Consider the following 16,045-nt stretch of genomic DNA (forward strand, 5'->3'; position numbering starts at 1 on the left):
CTAAAGTGCGCCGAATTCCGCACAACCCGAAGCGACCATGATCATTCCGCCGGTGCCGAAAGGCCATGCAGCCGAAGTAGCCGATAGCCGCGCAAGCGGCCCCGGCTGCCGCGCCGCGTGCGATGTGACTGCTCGCGTGCCGTTCGGGCGCGCGCTTCAAAGCGATCACGCGGAAACGTTCACGCTGAACGCTTCCGACGTGCCGATCGACTCCGCCGATTTTGTCGCCGGCGCATGGACGGGCGCATCGATGCGCCGCGCGCATGCGTACGCCGCACGGCTGGCCGCGCCGGCTCGCGGCTGACAGTCAGAACACCCACAAATCAAGTCAAGCACCGGGCAGTCCCGGTCTCCAAGTATTGAAAGGGGATTTTTCGATGGACCTTCGTAAACTGAAAACGCTGATCGACCTCGTCTCGGAATCCGGCATCTCTGAGCTGGAAGTGACGGAGGGCGAAGGCAAGGTTCGCATCGTCAAGAACGCAGCACCGGTCTACATGCAGGCGCCGCAGCAGTACGCGCCGCAAGCCTCGGCTCCGGTCGCGCCGAGCATTTCCGCCGGCGTCGATGCCGGCGCGGGCGCGCCCGCGACGCCCGCCTCCGCTGCGCCGCAAGGCCACATCGTGACCTCGCCGATGGTCGGCTCGTTCTACCGCGCGCCGTCGCCGGGTGCGGACCCGTTCGTCCAGGTCGGCGATACGGTGAAGGAAGGTCAGACGATCTGCATCATCGAAGCGATGAAGCTCCTGAACGAGATCGAAGCCGACAAGTCCGGCGTCGTGAAGGAAATCCTCGTCGAGAACGGTCAGGCGGTCGAATACGGCCAGCCGCTCTTCGTGATCGGCGACTAAGCGCGTCGGGCCGTGCGCCGGACGCGTCGCTCCGGTCCGCCCGGCTTCACCGCGCCGGCGCACGCCATCCGGAAAACAGCCGGACGCGCGCGCCGCCGATTCGAATCCCGAGGGCCGCTCGCGCGTGCCCGTTGATGAGCCGACCCACAGCCATGTTTGAAAAAATCCTTATTGCGAACCGCGGCGAAATCGCGCTTCGCATCCAGCGCGCGTGCCGCGAACTGGGCGTCAAGACCGTCGTCGTCTATTCGGAAGCCGACAAGGAAGCCAAGTACGTGAAGCTCGCCGACGAAGCCGTGTGTATCGGACCGGCGCCGTCGAACCTGTCGTATCTGAACATGCCGGCGCTCATCAGCGCCGCCGAAGTCACCGACGCCGAAGCGATCCATCCCGGCTACGGTTTCCTTTCCGAGAACGCCGACTTCGCCGAGCGCGTCGAGCAATCGGGCTTCACGTTCATCGGGCCGCGCCCCGAAACCATTCGCCTGATGGGCGACAAGGTCACCGCCAAGCAGACGATGATCAAGACCGGCGTGCCGTGCGTGCCGGGCTCGGAAGGCGCGTTGCCCGACGATCCGAAGGAGATCGTGAAGATTGCGCGCGCGGTCGGCTATCCCGTCATCATCAAGGCGGCGGGCGGCGGCGGCGGACGCGGCATGCGCGTCGTGCATACGGAAGCGGCGCTCGTGAACGCGGTCAACATGACGCGCGAAGAAGCGGGCCGCGCGTTCGGCAATCCGCAGGTCTACATGGAGAAATTCCTGGAGAACCCGCGGCATATCGAAATTCAGGTGCTGTCGGATTCGTTCCGCAACGCCATCTGGCTCGGCGAGCGCGATTGCTCCATGCAGCGCCGCCACCAGAAAGTGATCGAGGAAGCGCCGGCGCCGGGCATCGCGCGGCGGCTGATCGACCGCATTGGCGACCGCTGCGCCGACGCGTGCAAGAAGATGGGCTATCTCGGCGCGGGCACGTTCGAATTCCTGTACGAGAACAACGAGTTCTACTTCATCGAAATGAACACGCGCGTGCAGGTCGAGCATCCGGTGACGGAGCTGATCACGGGCGTCGATATCGTGCAGGAGCAGATTCGCATCGCCGCCGGCGAGAAGCTCGCGTTCCGCCAGAAGGACATCCAGTTCCGCGGCCACGCGATCGAATGCCGCGTCAACGCCGAAGATCCGTTCAAGTTCACGCCGTCGCCGGGGCGCATCACGTCGTGGCACGCGCCGGGCGGGCCAGGCATCCGCGTCGATTCGCACGCGTACAACGGCTATTTCGTTCCGCCGAACTACGATTCGATGATCGGCAAGCTGATCGCGTACGGCGCGACGCGCGAGCAGGCCATCAACCGCATGCGCATCGCGCTGTCGGAAATGGTCGTGGAAGGCATTTCGACGAACATTCCGCTGCATCGCGAATTGATGATCGACGCGAAGTTCGTCGAGGGCGGCACGAGCATCCACTACCTCGAGAACAAGCTGGCCGCGCGCCAGGCGGCGGTCGCCGAAGAGTCCTGAGTTCGATAGAGACACGAGCATGAGTTACCGGGAACTGATCGCCGAGCTGGACCGCGAGCACGCCGAAGCGCTGTCGGATGCGCTGCTTGAAATCGGCGCGCTGTCGGTGTCCGTCGAAGACGCCGACGCCGACACGCCCGACGAGCAGCCGCTCTTCGGCGAGCCCGGCCTCACGCCGGAGCGAAGTGCGTGGAAGCGCTCGCGCGTCGTCGCCCTGCTCGCGGAAGACGCCGATCCCGCCGTGCTGCTCGCCGCAGCCGCCAACGAGATCGGCCTGAACGCGACGCCCGCGTTCAGCGTGCGCGAAGTCGAGGAGCAGGACTGGGTGCGTCTGACGCAGGCGCAGTTCGAGCCGATTCCCATCGGCCAGCGCATCTGGGTCGTGCCGTCGTGGCACGACGCGCCGGATCCGTCCGCGCTCGTGCTCGAACTGGACCCCGGCCTCGCGTTCGGCACGGGCAGCCATCCGACCACGCGTCTCTGCATGGAATGGCTCGAGCAGTCGGTGCAGCCGGGGCAGTCGCTGCTCGACTATGGCTGCGGCTCGGGCATCCTCGCGATCCTCGCGAAAAAGTGCGGCGCCGATCCGGTATTCGGCATCGACATCGACCCGCAGGCGGTCGAGTCCGCGCGCCAGAACAGCGAGCGCAATCGCGCGGAAGTCACCTACGGCCTGCCCGATGAATGTCCCGAAGGCGAGTTCGATATCGTCGTCGCGAACATTCTCTCGAATCCGCTCAAGCTGATGGCCTCGATGCTTGCCGCGAAGGTCAAGCCGGGCGGACGCATCGCGCTGTCGGGCATCCTCGCGCGACAGGCCGACGAGGTCGCGGCCGTGTATGCGCGCTGGATCGATATCGGCGTCTGGCGCGAGCACGAAGGCTGGGTCTGCCTCGCCGGGACGCGGCGCGAAAGCCTTTAGAATAGCGCCATCGTTCACGACGCGGCCGCAAGGCCATTGGCACTTTCATATGGCGCTGGCAACCCGCTGCCCACACTGCGAAACCGTATTCAGGCTCGATCCGCATCTGGTCGCGCCGCATGATGGCCGTGTGCGTTGCGGCCATTGTCAGGAAGTATTCGATGCCGCGCATCATCGCTTCGAGCTTCCCGACGACGCGGCCGCAGCGGGCGAAGCGCAGCACGCCGCCATCATCGACGATGAAGTCGCGGTCGGCCCGTCCACGTTGTCGCCCGGAAATAACGCCGAAGCGGAACCGCCCACGCTCGTCGTGCCCCGCTCGCTCGAACTGGGCAACCGCGCCGCGAGCAAGCCGCCCGCGCCCCCTCCCGCCGACGAAGACGACGATCCCACGCTTCGTGCGAACACGCCGGCATTCGCTGGTGCGTCGTCGCGTCCTGCGCGCAACGATGCCGCCAACGAACCCGCCGTGCAGCCGCCCGCCGACGATCGGCGCAAGCCGTTCGTTCGCGTGAGCCCGCCGCACGACGATCCCGCGAAGCGTCCGCCGCCGCGCCCCGAGCCGCCGCCGACGACGCGCTTCGTGAATCCCGTCGACGATCGAGCGGAACCGTTCATCGGACCGGCTCACGGCAACGCCGATGCACCGCCCGCGCGTCCCGCCCCGCCGCCCGAGCCCGCTCCCGCATGGCGTGACGACGACGAGCCCGGCTTCGGCGCTAGGCCGTCCGCACCCGGCGCGGCCCACGCGCCGAGTGCCAATGAAGCCTTCCCGGTGATGCGCGAACCGCGCCCCGCAGCACAGCGGCCGAGCCCTGGGCGCAAGGGATTGATCGCCGCCGGCTACGTGCTGGTGGTCGTGCTCGCGCTGTTGTTCCTCGTGCAACTCGCGTGGTGGCAGCGCGAAGCGGTCATGGTGTACATGCCCGGCACGCGCGCGCTATACGCCAAGGTCTGCATCGAAACCGGCTGCACGTTCTCGCCGCCGCGCTATATCGCGGGGCTGCAGATCGAAAGCTCGGGGTTGCGTCAGGTCGACGGTCCGCACAAGCTCGAACTCAAGCTGATGCTGCGCAACCGCGCGGACGTCGCGCTCGCGTATCCGGCGCTGGAACTCACGCTGCTCGACGACAAGAACGAGGTCGCCATCCGCCGCGTGCTGTGGCCGCAGGATTACGCGCGACCGGGTACGATATTCGCCATCGGCCTTCCGCCGCAAAGCGCGCAACCGGTCGTCGTGCGGCTCGATACCGGCGACGCCGTCGCCGCGAATTACCGCGTTCAGGTCTTCTATCCGTGATCGCGCATCGGCGTATCGTCGCCGACGCGCACGCGATGCCAAGTGCATTTTCCCGTCAGCATCTGACACCTCTCTGGAGCGCAACATGAGTCAAGTTACCCTCGGCGGCAACCCCATCGAAGTCAGCGGCACGTTCCCGAGCGCAGGACAGCAGGCACCCGAATTCACGCTCGTCGGCACGGACCTCGGCGACATCTCGCTCGCGAGCTTCGCGGGCAAGCGCAAAGTGCTGAACATCGTGCCGAGCCTCGACACGCCGACCTGCGCCACCTCGACGCGCAAGTTCAACGAATCCGCCGGCAAGCTCGACAACACGGTCGTGCTCGTCGTCTCAGGCGATCTGCCGTTCGCGGCCAAGCGCTTCTGCACGACGGAAGGCCTCGCCAACGTGGTGACGGCATCGACATTTCGCGGACGCGATTTTGCGCAGGCGTACGGCGTCGACGTGACGAGCGGCCCGCTCAAAGGACTGACGGCACGCGCGGTCGTCGTGCTCGATGAGAACAACAAGGTGCTGCACTCGGAACTCGTGCCGGAAATCAAGAACGAGCCGAATTACGACGCAGCATTGTCCGCACTGAAGTAATCGCAAGACCGGACCGCCACGGCGGTCCGCATACGGGGCGCGGCAACGCTTCGAATCTGGAAGCATCCGCCGCCGCGCGCCGTATGCGCCTCATCTTCCTCGGCACCTAAACTAAAAGGACGTTCGCCTTGGCTACGCTCATCTGCGGCTCGCTCGCCTACGACAACATCATGACCTTCCAGGGCCGCTTCGGCGACCACATCCTGCCGGATCAGGTGCACATGCTGAACATCAGCTTCCTGGTGCCGACGATGCGGCGCAACTTCGGCGGCTGCGCGGGCAACATCGCGTATGCGCTGAAGCTGCTCGGCGGCGATCCGAAGATCATGGCGACGCTCGGCGAAGCGGACGCGCAGCTCTACATCGACCGGCTCGATGCGCTCGGTTTGTCGAAGGAATACGTGCGCGTGCTGCCCGAGCAGCATTCGGCGCAATGCTTCATTACCACCGATCTCGCGAACAACCAGATCACCGCGTTCCACCCCGGCGCGATGATGGAATCGCACCTCAACCGCGCCGACGAAGCACAGGGCATTTCGCTCGGCATCGTGGCTCCGGACGGCGCCCGCGGCATGCGCGAGCACGCCGACGGCCTGGCGCGCGCGGGCGTTCCTTTTGTCTTCGATCCGGGTCAAGGATTGCCTATTCTTGAAGGTGTAGAGCTTTGTCGCATGATTGAACTTGCCACATACGTGGCGGTCAACGATTACGAAGCCAAGTTGTTGAGCAACAAGACCGGCTGGTCGATCGAAGACATCAAGAGCCGTGTAGATGCGCTCATCGTGACGCGCGGCGAACATGGCGCGCAGATTTATCATGAAGGCGGCGTGCTCGAGGTGCCGGCGGTGAAGGCGCAACAGGTCGTGGATCCGACCGGTTGCGGCGACGCGTTCCGAGGCGGGTTGCTGTACGGCATCGAGAATAAGCTTGGCTGGGAAAAGACGGGGCGTCTCGCGAGTCTGATGGGTGCGTTGAAGATCGAGCATCAAGGCCCGCAAACCTACGCGCCGACGCGCACCGAAATCGAAGAACGGTTCAGGCAGGCGTTTGGAAGCAGCCTGTCGTGACTGCGTGGATGATTGGAGTAAAGGGATGAAAACGGTAAGTCGCATCGTGCTGGCAGCAGCGCTCATCGGCTCAGTCGCGCTGACGGGCTGCGCCTACAACAGCAGTTCGCCCGATGTCTACACGGCGTCGCAGGCGCAGCGCGAAGAAACGGTGCGCATGGCGACCGTCGAAAGCGTGCGCGGCGTGAAGATCAGCTCGAACAACGGGCAGCCGACGGGCCTCGGCGCCATCGGCGGCGGCGCGCTCGGCGGCGTCGCGGCGGGCAGCGCGATCGGCGGCGGCAACGGGTCGATCATCGCGGGAATCATCGGTGGCCTCGCGGGCGCGGTCGCGGGGAATGCGGTCGAGAACAGCGTCGCGACGAAGAACGGGCTGGAAATCACCGTGCGCCTCGACAACGGCGACATGCGCGCGATCACCCAAACGTCGAACGGCGAAGTGTTCCAGGCGGGCGAGCGCGTTCGCCTGCTGTCGAGCGGCGGCGTGACGCGCGTGACGCACTAGGCATCGAGGTATTCAGCCGAAGAATCCGCAGCGAATCTTTGGTGGCTCACAGAAGCGCATGTGTCGAAAGACGCATGCGCTTTTTCTTTGCGATGCGCGTTCAAGCGCGAAGCAGAGTCGCTTCGTTCGCCGAAGCGAAAAACCCGCCGCCGGATTGCCCCGGCGGCGGGTTGAGGCCGGGTAGGCCTACCCGGTCTTAAGGCACATCGAAGTGTGCCGTGGCGATGCGTACCGTTTGTGCCGACGCTTACGGGCGGCTGCCCGTCGGGAACGGCCATGCCGCTGCCGGGTTCAGCGCCGTCTTGACCGCAGCGGCCGGAGCAGCCGGAGCGGGCGTCGAGACGGTCGTTGCCGTCGTTGCAGGAGCGGCAGCCGTCGTCTTCTTTGCAGCAGCAGCCTTCTTGGCCGGAGCCTTCTTTGCAGCAGGCGCGGCCTTCTTCGCTGCGGGAGCAGCCGCAGGAGCGGAAGCCGAAGCGGGAGCAGGCGCAGCGGGCGCAGGAGCGGAAGCGGACTTCGCCGCCGCCTTCTTCGCGGGGGCCTTCTTCGCAGCAGCCTTTTTCGCGGGGGCCTTCTTGGCGGCAGCCTTCTTCGCGGCCGCTTTCTTCGCAGGCGCCTTCTTCGCGGCAGCCTTCTTCGCCGGCGCTTTCTTCGCGGCGGCCTTCTTGGTCGCTACTTTCTTGGTGGCGACCTTCTTCGCTGCGGCTTTCTTAGCGGGCGCCTTCTTCGCTGCGACCTTCTTGGCAGCGGCCTTTTTCGCCGGCGCCTTCTTCGCTGCGACCTTCTTCGCGGCTACTTTCTTGGTGGCCACTTTCTTCGCTGCGGCCTTCTTGGCCGGCGCTGCCTTCTTCGCGGCGACCTTCTTCACTGCGACTTTCTTCGCAGCAACCTTCTTCGTGGCGACCTTCTTCGCTGCTACTTTCTTCGCCGGAGCGGCGGCCTTCTTGGCGGTGACTTTCTTAGCTGCAGCCTTTTTCGCGGCGGGTTTCTTCTTGGCAACTGCCATGGTTTTCTCCTTCAGGTTTTCAGATGAGAGTCAGTTCAAACAACACCCTTCGTCAAAACCCGCTTCCCGCGTGGAGGCTCTCGGGGCACACGCTACGAAGCGGATTATTCATCGGCGTACGCTGATCCCACCTGCTTACGCTAATGAATACGGCAAGGCGCGCCGTGCCCCAAGGCACCGCGCGCCAAATTAAGTCAGCGCAAATACCGCGCGCCGCCCATCGCTTGATCGAGCCAGCGAGCTTGCCGCTGGCGTTTTCCGGGGGGAAGTTTGCCCATCCCTTTGAAGGGAACGCAAAACGCCTGTCTTCAGATCGGACCACTCGGTCCGCCAGTTCAGTAGGCGCACTTTGCATCAGGCGACCGTTCTCCTAAACCTTGTCGGCCAGGCGCGCGTGAGTGTCACGCCGCTGCCGGGCCGTCCCATCGATTTCGTCTGCAACACGTCCTGGGCTTGTTGTTATTCCCAGGTCAGCGCGCCGCCGGTTTGATACTCAATCACGCGTGTCTCGAAGAAGTTGCGTTCCTTCTTCAAGTCGATCATTTCGCTCATCCACGGGAACGGGTTTTCCTCGTTCGGGTAGAGCGGGTCCAGGCCAATCTGCTGGCAACGCCGATTGCAGATGAAGCGCAAGTAGCTCTTGAACATCGACGCATTCAGGCCGAGCACCCCGCGCGGCATGGTGTCTTCAGCGTAGCGATATTCGAGTTCCACCGCTTCCTTGAAGAGCTCGCGGATGTCGGCCTTGAAGTCGGCGGTCCACAGTTGCGGCTCTTCCAGCTTGATCTGGTTGATGAGGTCGATGCCGAAATTGCAGTGCATCGATTCATCGCGGAGGATGTACTGATACTGCTCCGCCGCGCCCGTCATCTTGTTCTGGCGACCCAGCGCCAGAATCTGCGTGAAGCCCACATAGAAGAACAGTCCTTCCATGATGCAGGCGAACACGATCAACGACTTGAGCAATTTCTGGTCCGCTTCCAGCGTGCCCGTGGTAAAGGCCGGGTCGGTCAGCGTCTGGATGAACGGGATGAGGAACTCGTCCTTGTCGCGAATCGACTTGACTTCGTGATACGCGTTGAAGATCTCGCTTTCGTCGAGACCGAGCGATTCGACGATGTACTGATACGCATGCGTGTGGATCGCCTCTTCGAACGCCTGGCGCAGCAGGAACTGGCGGCACTCCGGAGCGGTGATGTGACGATACGTGCCGAGCACGATGTTGTTCGCGGCGAGCGAGTCCGCCGTCACGAAGAAGCCCAGGTTGCGCTTGACGATGCGGCGCTCGTCGTCGGACAGGCCGTTCGGATCTTTCCACAGGGCGATGTCTCGCGACATGTTCACTTCCTGCGGCATCCAGTGGTTCGCGCAGCCGGCGAGGTACTTTTCCCACGCCCACTTGTACTTGAACGGGACCAGCTGATTGACGTCGGTCTTGCCGTTGATGATGCGCTTGTCGGCGACATTGACGCGCGCTTCGCTCTGCGCGGCGATGGCGCCTGCGGAGGGCGTGGCGGCTGCCGGAGGCACGAAGCCATCCGAGAAGATGTTCGTCGAGTTCGACTGAGCAGTCTGATGGGTTGCTTGATGAGCAGCAGCATGCGCCGCTTGCGTACCGAAAGTCGTGCCTTGAGCGTTGCGCAACGGGTTCTGTTGCGAAGCGCTCGAGGGAGCTACGGCAGTGGTCTCGTCATCCCAGTTGAGCATAAATTCTCACCATCAATTTAGATCGGTTTGTACCATCTTTTCATGAGCGATAAAAGAGCTTGCTCATGAAAATTCTCGTTTTCTATCGTTTGAGGTTCAGCGTTGCTACCTGCATACAACACTTGGCTCGAAGCTATGTGTGCGACGCGTGTTGCGAGCATCGATGAGACGAGTGTGAAGCGGTCCTCATCGACTGTCATCGAAGGCTTCGATGCGTGCTTTATTGCGTGCTCTACTGGGTTGCATCGATGCTTCGACAGCCTTGCCGCGCGAGGCTTCGCGGCCGGTGACCGGAATGCTTCGAAGCGAAGGTGCGAACGCAAGAGAAACATGTGTCGACGTGCGGCTCGTGATGATTCGCATGCTTGATCGACGCGGTGACGCTCATGCGACTTCGCTTCGTGATTCATGCGATGTCATCGACGATGAAGCGACATGTCCCACGCGCCATATTCGATTGCCTTCGAGCGCACTCGCACACGTCGCGCGAGTGACTAAAGCACGTCACTTGATTGGCCGCCGCGTGCTTCGAATTCGTTGCCGAAGTTTAGCATCCGCGCGCCGCTTTCTACAAGATATTGTGTCCCTCGTTGCGGCCCCATACAACCTATAGCGTCGATGCGCAAGCACGAAAAAGCATCACTGTCGCAGCGGATCGAGCAGAGAACGCAGATTGTTGTGATCGATCTCGTGCATGAGCGCGAGCAATACGCCGAGCTTGCCTGCAGGAAAACCCTCACGTGCGAACCATGCGAGATAGTGGCCGGGCAAGTCGGCGAGAAGCCGGTCCTTGTACTTGCCGTAGGGCATCGTCTGCGTGACGAGACGTTGCAGGTCTTGCGGGTCCATCGTTGCTTCACTCCTCGTGTATGTTCATCGCATCACATAGCGCGGCGCGCGTGGTCAACATGTGCTCCATATCGGTGCCATAATCGCCGCTCCTCCCGCCATGATGATCGCGCTCCCTGATGCCGCTCGCCGTCAAAGCTTTCATTGCCCCTCTCATCGTCGCGTGTGCGATGTTCATGGAAAGCGTCGACGCGAATGTCATCGTTACTGCGATTCCTGAAATGGCCCGCGCGTTCGGACGCGATCCCGTCACACTCAAGATTGCCGTCACGAGCTATGTGCTCGGCCTCGGCGTGTTCATTCCCATTTGCGGCTGGGTGGCCGACCGCTTCGGCGCACGCGTCGTGTTCCGCACGGCCATCGGCATCTTCGTGGTGGGCTCGCTGCTGTGCGCGGCGTCGACGTCGCTTGGCGCCTTCACCGTCGCGCGTTTCATTCAGGGCGTCGGCGGCGCGATGATGGTACCCGTCGGACGCATCATCATCTTTCGTTCGGTGCGCCGCTCCGAGTTCATTCGCGCGATGAACTACCTGTCGGTGCCCGCAATGCTCGGACCCGCCGCCGGTCCGTTGCTGGGCGGCTTCATCACGACGTATCTGCACTGGCGGCTGATCTTCTTCATCAACATTCCGATCGGCATCGCGGGCATCTACCTGACCAATCGATACATCGCCGACACGCGCGAGGAGCATCCGGGCCGGCTCGACTGGTTCGGCTTCTTTCTTTCGGCGAGCGCGGGCGTGTTGCTGCTGCTCGGGCTGTCGCTGGTCGGCGGCGAGCTGGTGTCGCAGAGCGTCGCCTTCGCGATGTGCGCCGTCGGCGCGCTGATGGTCGTCGTGTACGTCCTTTACGCGCGACGCGCCGAACGTCCGCTGCTCGACTTGCGTTTCTTTCGCGTGCCGACGTTTCAGGCGAGTGTCGGCGGCGGTTCGCTCTTTCGTATCGGGCTTGGCGCCGTGCCGTTTCTTCTGCCGCTGGCGTTGCAGGAAGGGCTTGGCATGACGGCGTTCAAGTCCGGCGCGATCACGTGTGCTTCGGCGTTCGGCGGCATGTTCATGCGATCGCTGGCGTCGCGGGTGCTGCATCGATTTGGCTTCAGGCAGACGCTTTTGTACAACGCGGCGTTGTCGGGGATCGCGATTGCCGCGTGCGGCGCGTTCTTCCCCGGCACGCCGACGTGGGTGATCTGGTCGGTCGTGCTGCTCGGCGGGTTCTTTCCTGCGCTGCAGTTCACTTCGCTCAACTCGCTCGCTTATGCGGAGATCGAGACGCGCGATGTCGGGCGGGCGACGAGTCTTGCCAGCTTCGTGCAGCAGGTATCGCTGGGGCTCGGCGTCACCATCGCGGGGATTACGCTCGAGCTTTCGCAATCGCTCAATGGACATGCGTCGGTGCGATGGTCGGACTTTTGGCCTGCGTTTGCTGTCGTTGGGCTTTTTTCGTTTCTCTCGATGCCGGTTACGGCGCGGCTGGCGCGTGATGCAGGACATGAGATTTCGCGTGGCACGCGGGGATGAACGGGGTTTTTTTGCCGTGCGGCGTTGGGGCGGGTTTGTTTGCTTCGCTCTTCGGGGAATTTGTATTCGCGTCGGTCTATTTGCGTTGCCCCTGTGCGGGGCGGGGGTTACTTTCTTTGCTGCTGCAAAGAAAGTAACCAAAGAAAGCAGCTTTTCGCCCGCACTTCGTTTTCTGATGGTGCACTTCGTAGAACCACGTTGGCACTCAGCTTGAATCAGCCCTGAATCACCTTCCGCGCCCGCTGAGCGCCACGTCCTCCGAGCCCCTCGGCTCGATAACACCATCGGGCACTACCGCCTTCGCAAAAAGAACGACTCCACGCGGCAACGGCACTCAGAGCTGCGCCACGAGCGATAGGTCACGCGCGAGAATCGGCGCGTGGCAAGTCACGTTCGATTCATTGCTGGCGGTGAACTTCTGCTGTCGCGTGGCGCGTTGCGCACCGAAGGTTTTGTCGAGCCCGGGGGCTCGCATGGGGTGGCGCTCAGCGGGCGCGGAAGGTGATTCAAGGCTGGATCAATCTGAGTGCCAATCTGGTTCTACGGAGTGGTCACGCAGTCAGTGCTTCGGGCCCAAAAAGCTGCTTTCTTTGGTTACTTTCTTTGCAGCAGCAAAGAAAGTGACCCCCGCCCCGGGGAGGGGCGTGCTAATAGACCGACGCGACTAAACGAAGAAACGAAAAAAAGAGAAGACCGGCACCGAGTCCACACTCCGACCACGGTAACCGGCCTAACCGCTCCGGGGAGAAGCCCCCGGGGCAGCGCACAGCTGAAAAAAACCTTACTGACAGGCTTCGCACTCGTCGAACCCAGGATCCCCCGGACGCATCATGCAAACCGGCCCATCGGCTTCCGGCGCAGCCGCAACCTGTGCGGCATTGAAACCACCGCCCGCCGCCGAGGCCGAAGAAGCCCCAAAACCGCCGTTAGCACCCGACGACGAAGCACCGCCGTCGCCCGAAGAAGGCACCGCATTGAGCGCACCGTGCGCAACGGTCGACTTCTCGACGTGCGTCGCTGCCATCGTGCGGAGGTAGTACGTCGTCTTCAGGCCACGCAGCCATGCGAGCTTGTAGACCTCGTCCAGCTTCTTGCCCGACGCGCCCGCCATATAGATATTCAGCGACTGCGCCTGATCGATCCACTTCTGACGACGCGACGCCGCCTCGACGAGCCACTTCGGATCGACTTCGAACGCCGTCGCGTAGATCGCGCGCAAGTCCGCCGGAATGCGATCGATGCGCGACAACGTGCCGTCGAAATACTTCAGGTCCGACACCATCACCTCGTCCCACAGGCCGCGCGCCTTCAGGTCACGCACCAGGTAGTCGTTGACCACCGTGAATTCGCCTGACAGATTCGACTTCACATACAGGTTCTGGAACGTCGGCTCGATACACGCCGACACGCCGATGATGTTCGAAATCGTCGCCGTCGGTGCAATCGCCACGCAGTTCGAATTGCGCATGCCGTGCGCCGCGATGCGCGAACGCAGCGCCGACCAGTCCATCGTCTCGGACGTATCCACTTCGACGTAACCGCCACGCGCTTCAGCCAGCAGCTTCAGCGTGTCTTGCGGCAGGATGCCGCGATCCCACAGCGAGCCGCGATACGTCGCGTAACGGCCGCGCTCTTCCGCCAGTTCCGTCGATGCGTAGTACGCGTAGTAGCACACCGCTTCCATCGAACGATCCGCGAACTCCACCGCCTCCTGCGACGCGTACGGCGTGCGCAGCAAGTGCAGACAGTCCTGGAAGCCCATGATGCCCATGCCCACCGGACGATGCTTCAGGTTCGAATTGCGCGCCTTCGCCACCGCGTAATAGTTGATGTCGATCACGTTGTCGAGCATGCGCATCGCCACGCTGATCGTGCGCTTCAACTTCGCGTGATCCAGCGCGAGCGTGCCGTCGGCCTGCTTCGTCAGGTGCGCGACGAGGTTCACGGAGCCGAGGTTACAGACGGCGATTTCCGTGTCGCTCGTGTTCAGCGTGATTTCCGTGCACAGGTTCGACGAGTGGACGACGCCCACGTGCTGCTGCGGCGAACGCACGTTACACGGATCCTTGAACGTGATCCACGGATGACCCGTCTCGAACAGCATGCCCAGCATCTTGCGCCACAGTTGCGCGGCCGGCACCTTCTTGAACAGCTTGATCTCGCCGCGGGCCGCCTTCTCTTCGTAAGCAACGTACGCCTTCTCGAATTCCGCGCCGAACAGGTCGTGCAGATCCGGGCAGGTGGCCGGCGAGAACAGCGTCCAGTCGCCGCCTTCGTGAACGCGCTTCATGAACAGGTCGGGAATCCAGTTCGCCGTGTTCATGTCGTGCGTGCGGCGACGGTCATCGCCCGTGTTCTTGCGCAGCTCGAGAAATTCCTCGATGTCCAGGTGCCACGTCTCCAGGTACGCGCACACCGCGCCCTTGCGCTTGCCGCCCTGATTCACCGCGACGGCCGTGTCGTTCACCACCTTCAGGAACGGAACCACGCCCTGCGACTTGCCGTTCGTGCCCTTGATGTGCGAGCCGAGCGCACGCACGCGCGTCCAGTCGTTGCCGAGGCCGCCCGCGAATTTCGAGAGCAGCGCGTTTTCCTTCAGCGCTTCGTAGATGCCGTCGAGGTCGTCGGCGACGGTCGTCAGGTAGCACGACGACAACTGCGAGCGATGCGTGCCCGAGTTGAACAGCGTCGGCGTCGACGACATGAAGTCGAACGACGACAGCACGTTGTAGAACTCGATGGCGCGCGCTTCGCGGTCGATTTCGTTCAGCGACAGACCCATCGCGACGCGCATGAAGAACGCCTGCGGCAACTCGATGCGCGTGCCGTCGACGTGCAGGAAGTAGCGGTCATACAGCGTCTGCAGGCCGAGATAGCCGAATTGCAGATCGCGGTTCGCGTCGAGCGCGGCGCCCAGGCGCTTGAGGTCGAACTGTTGCAGCTTCTCGTCGAGCAGGCCGGCTTCGACGCCGCGCTTGATGAACTGCGGGAAGTACTCGGTGTAACGCTCGCCCATCTCGGCTTGCGTCACTTCTTCTTCGAGAATCTCGCGGCGGATCGTGTGCAGCAGGATGCGCGACGTGACCTGGCTGTACGCCGGGTCCTTTTCGATCATCGTGCGCGCGGCGAGAATGGCCGAGTCGTAAACCTGCGCCATCGGCACGCCGTCGTACAGATTCTTCACCGTTTCGGCGACGATCGGATCGGCGGAGACGGCATCGCCCAGATTCGCGCAGGCGGACACGATCAGCGCTTTCAGCGCTTCGAGATCGAGCGGACGCGTGACGCCGTTGTCCGTCACATTGATGACGCCGCCGTCATGCGACTGCGCGTTCTGCCCGGCCGAACGCTCTTGCGAACGCTGCTGCGTGCGCTTCTCGCGATACAGCACGTAGGCGCGCGCGACGTTGTGCTCGCCGCCGCGCATCAGCGCGAGTTCGACCTGATCCTGAATGTCTTCGATATGGAACGTGCCGCCGTGCGGACGGCTGCGCACGAGCGCGCGCACGACTGCTTGCGTCAGTTGCTCGACCTGCTCGCGCACGCGGGCCGAAGCCGCGCCCTGCCCGCCATTGACGGCGATGAACGCCTTCGTCACGGCGATGGAGATCTTCGACGGCTCGAACGACACCACGCTTCCGTTGCGACGGATGACCTTGTAGTCGGCAAACGTCGTGTTGGGCGCGAGCGCCGGCGCGCCCGGAACCTGCGCACCGCCTGCGGGCTGTGCGGATGCGCCTTCGAAGGAAGTCGTGGCGTTTTCGGTGGTTTGCATGTGCAAAACTCCTGGTGTTCGAATGGTGCGGATGATCCGCGGATTTATCACTTGTGCCGCGCGTGCCGCGCCGTTGCATGACGACGATGACCGCGCGGTGTTTTTGCGGTGAAGCCGAGCCGTGAAGCCAGCAAGCCCTGAACGCGATTCGCGGCGATGCGGCCCGCACTGTTCTTGGCGTCGCGTGCGGGGCCCGCGTTGGCGCGCGGTTATCGGTCGACGCGACTCGCATTCACTTGCATGCGTTCTTCACGGTGCTGCTTGCTGGCGCTCGGTGCGCCAAGGCGTTTCCATGCTGCAAAACCGCCTTGCACACCGCCCCGGGCCAGCGAAACTTCTCTTACTCCGGAAAGCCAACGGCGCCGGCTCATGGGAGCGGGCGCCGCCTCAACAACACAAGATATAGTGCAAGGTACGTCTTTCGGCACCAAGTATAGTGGAAC

At 63.2% G+C, this 16,045-nt stretch carries 14 protein-coding genes and 1 pseudogene; 9 read left to right on the top strand and 6 right to left on the bottom strand.

Going from position 1 to position 16,045, the window contains the following annotated elements; all coding sequences use genetic code 11:
• Positions 1-37: 37 nt before the first annotated feature.
• The 8 genes from AWB72_RS20065 to AWB72_RS20100 all read left to right on the top strand — a co-directional run bounded on the left by AWB72_RS20065 (position 38) and on the right by AWB72_RS20100 (position 6,751).
• Positions 38-304 carry a hypothetical protein gene (locus tag AWB72_RS20065; RefSeq protein WP_040051205.1) on the top strand — a complete coding sequence of 89 codons (267 nt, stop codon included), beginning with the start codon at positions 38-40 and terminating at the stop codon, positions 302-304.
• A gap of 73 nt (positions 305-377) precedes the next feature.
• Entirely contained in the window at positions 378-851 is a 474-nt protein-coding gene (gene accB, locus AWB72_RS20070) for an acetyl-CoA carboxylase biotin carboxyl carrier protein (RefSeq protein ID WP_040051206.1), read from the top strand.
• A gap of 152 nt (positions 852-1,003) precedes the next feature.
• Positions 1,004-2,371, top strand: coding sequence for an acetyl-CoA carboxylase biotin carboxylase subunit (gene accC / locus AWB72_RS20075; RefSeq protein ID WP_087128626.1), 1,368 nt, complete (start codon positions 1,004-1,006; stop codon positions 2,369-2,371).
• 19 nt (positions 2,372-2,390) lie between these two features.
• On the top strand, positions 2,391-3,293 hold the full coding sequence (gene prmA / locus AWB72_RS20080; RefSeq protein ID WP_040051208.1) for a 50S ribosomal protein L11 methyltransferase: 903 nt from the start codon (positions 2,391-2,393) through the stop codon (positions 3,291-3,293).
• 49 nt (positions 3,294-3,342) lie between these two features.
• On the top strand, positions 3,343-4,593 hold the full coding sequence (locus AWB72_RS20085) for a DUF3426 domain-containing protein (RefSeq protein WP_087128628.1): 1,251 nt from the start codon (positions 3,343-3,345) through the stop codon (positions 4,591-4,593).
• A gap of 85 nt (positions 4,594-4,678) precedes the next feature.
• Positions 4,679-5,179, top strand: coding sequence for a thiol peroxidase (gene tpx / locus AWB72_RS20090; protein ID WP_040051210.1), 501 nt, complete (start codon positions 4,679-4,681; stop codon positions 5,177-5,179).
• 128 nt (positions 5,180-5,307) lie between these two features.
• Entirely contained in the window at positions 5,308-6,246 is a 939-nt protein-coding gene (locus tag AWB72_RS20095) for a carbohydrate kinase family protein (protein WP_040051211.1), read from the top strand.
• A 25-nt stretch (positions 6,247-6,271) separates the two neighbouring features.
• Positions 6,272-6,751 (top strand): outer membrane lipoprotein, encoded by a 480-nt coding sequence (locus AWB72_RS20100; RefSeq protein ID WP_040051212.1) that lies wholly within the window; start codon positions 6,272-6,274, stop codon positions 6,749-6,751.
• A 247-nt stretch (positions 6,752-6,998) separates the two neighbouring features.
• On the opposite strand, the gene AWB72_RS20105 is transcribed toward AWB72_RS20100, so the two are convergent.
• The 5 genes and pseudogenes from AWB72_RS20105 to AWB72_RS29200 form a co-directional block, all read right to left on the bottom strand.
• Positions 6,999-7,754, bottom strand: coding sequence for a histone H1-like repetitive region-containing protein (locus tag AWB72_RS20105; protein ID WP_040051213.1), 756 nt, complete (start codon positions 7,752-7,754; stop codon positions 6,999-7,001).
• 30 nt (positions 7,755-7,784) lie between these two features.
• A pseudogene (locus tag AWB72_RS29755) lies at positions 7,785-8,109 on the bottom strand (hypothetical protein).
• A 104-nt stretch (positions 8,110-8,213) separates the two neighbouring features.
• Positions 8,214-9,461: a ribonucleotide-diphosphate reductase subunit beta gene (locus AWB72_RS20115; protein WP_040051214.1), complete on the bottom strand. Its 1,248-nt coding sequence runs from the start codon at positions 9,459-9,461 to the stop codon at positions 8,214-8,216.
• 639 nt (positions 9,462-10,100) lie between these two features.
• Positions 10,101-10,310, bottom strand: coding sequence for a DUF3820 family protein (locus AWB72_RS20120; RefSeq protein ID WP_040051215.1), 210 nt, complete (start codon positions 10,308-10,310; stop codon positions 10,101-10,103).
• 7 nt (positions 10,311-10,317) lie between these two features.
• The gene (locus AWB72_RS29200; protein ID WP_167550968.1) at positions 10,318-10,455 is read right to left on the bottom strand and encodes a hypothetical protein; all 138 of its coding nucleotides are present in this window, start codon (positions 10,453-10,455) and stop codon (positions 10,318-10,320) included.
• On the opposite strand from AWB72_RS29200, the gene AWB72_RS20125 reads away from it, so the two are divergent.
• Positions 10,430-11,827: an MFS transporter gene (locus tag AWB72_RS20125; protein ID WP_040051216.1), complete on the top strand. Its 1,398-nt coding sequence runs from the start codon at positions 10,430-10,432 to the stop codon at positions 11,825-11,827. The two genes, AWB72_RS29200 and AWB72_RS20125, sit on opposite strands and share 26 nt — an antisense overlap.
• Before the next feature lie 781 nt (positions 11,828-12,608).
• Here AWB72_RS20125 and AWB72_RS20135 read toward each other — a convergent pair.
• Complete coding sequence (locus AWB72_RS20135) at positions 12,609-15,602, bottom strand: ribonucleoside-diphosphate reductase subunit alpha (protein WP_040050529.1); 2,994 nt, start codon at positions 15,600-15,602, stop codon at positions 12,609-12,611.
• Between the last annotated feature and the right edge of the window lie 443 nt (positions 15,603-16,045).

The sequence above is a fragment of the Caballeronia concitans genome (genome assembly GCF_001544615.1).
Taxonomy (GTDB): domain Bacteria; phylum Pseudomonadota; class Gammaproteobacteria; order Burkholderiales; family Burkholderiaceae; genus Caballeronia; species Caballeronia concitans.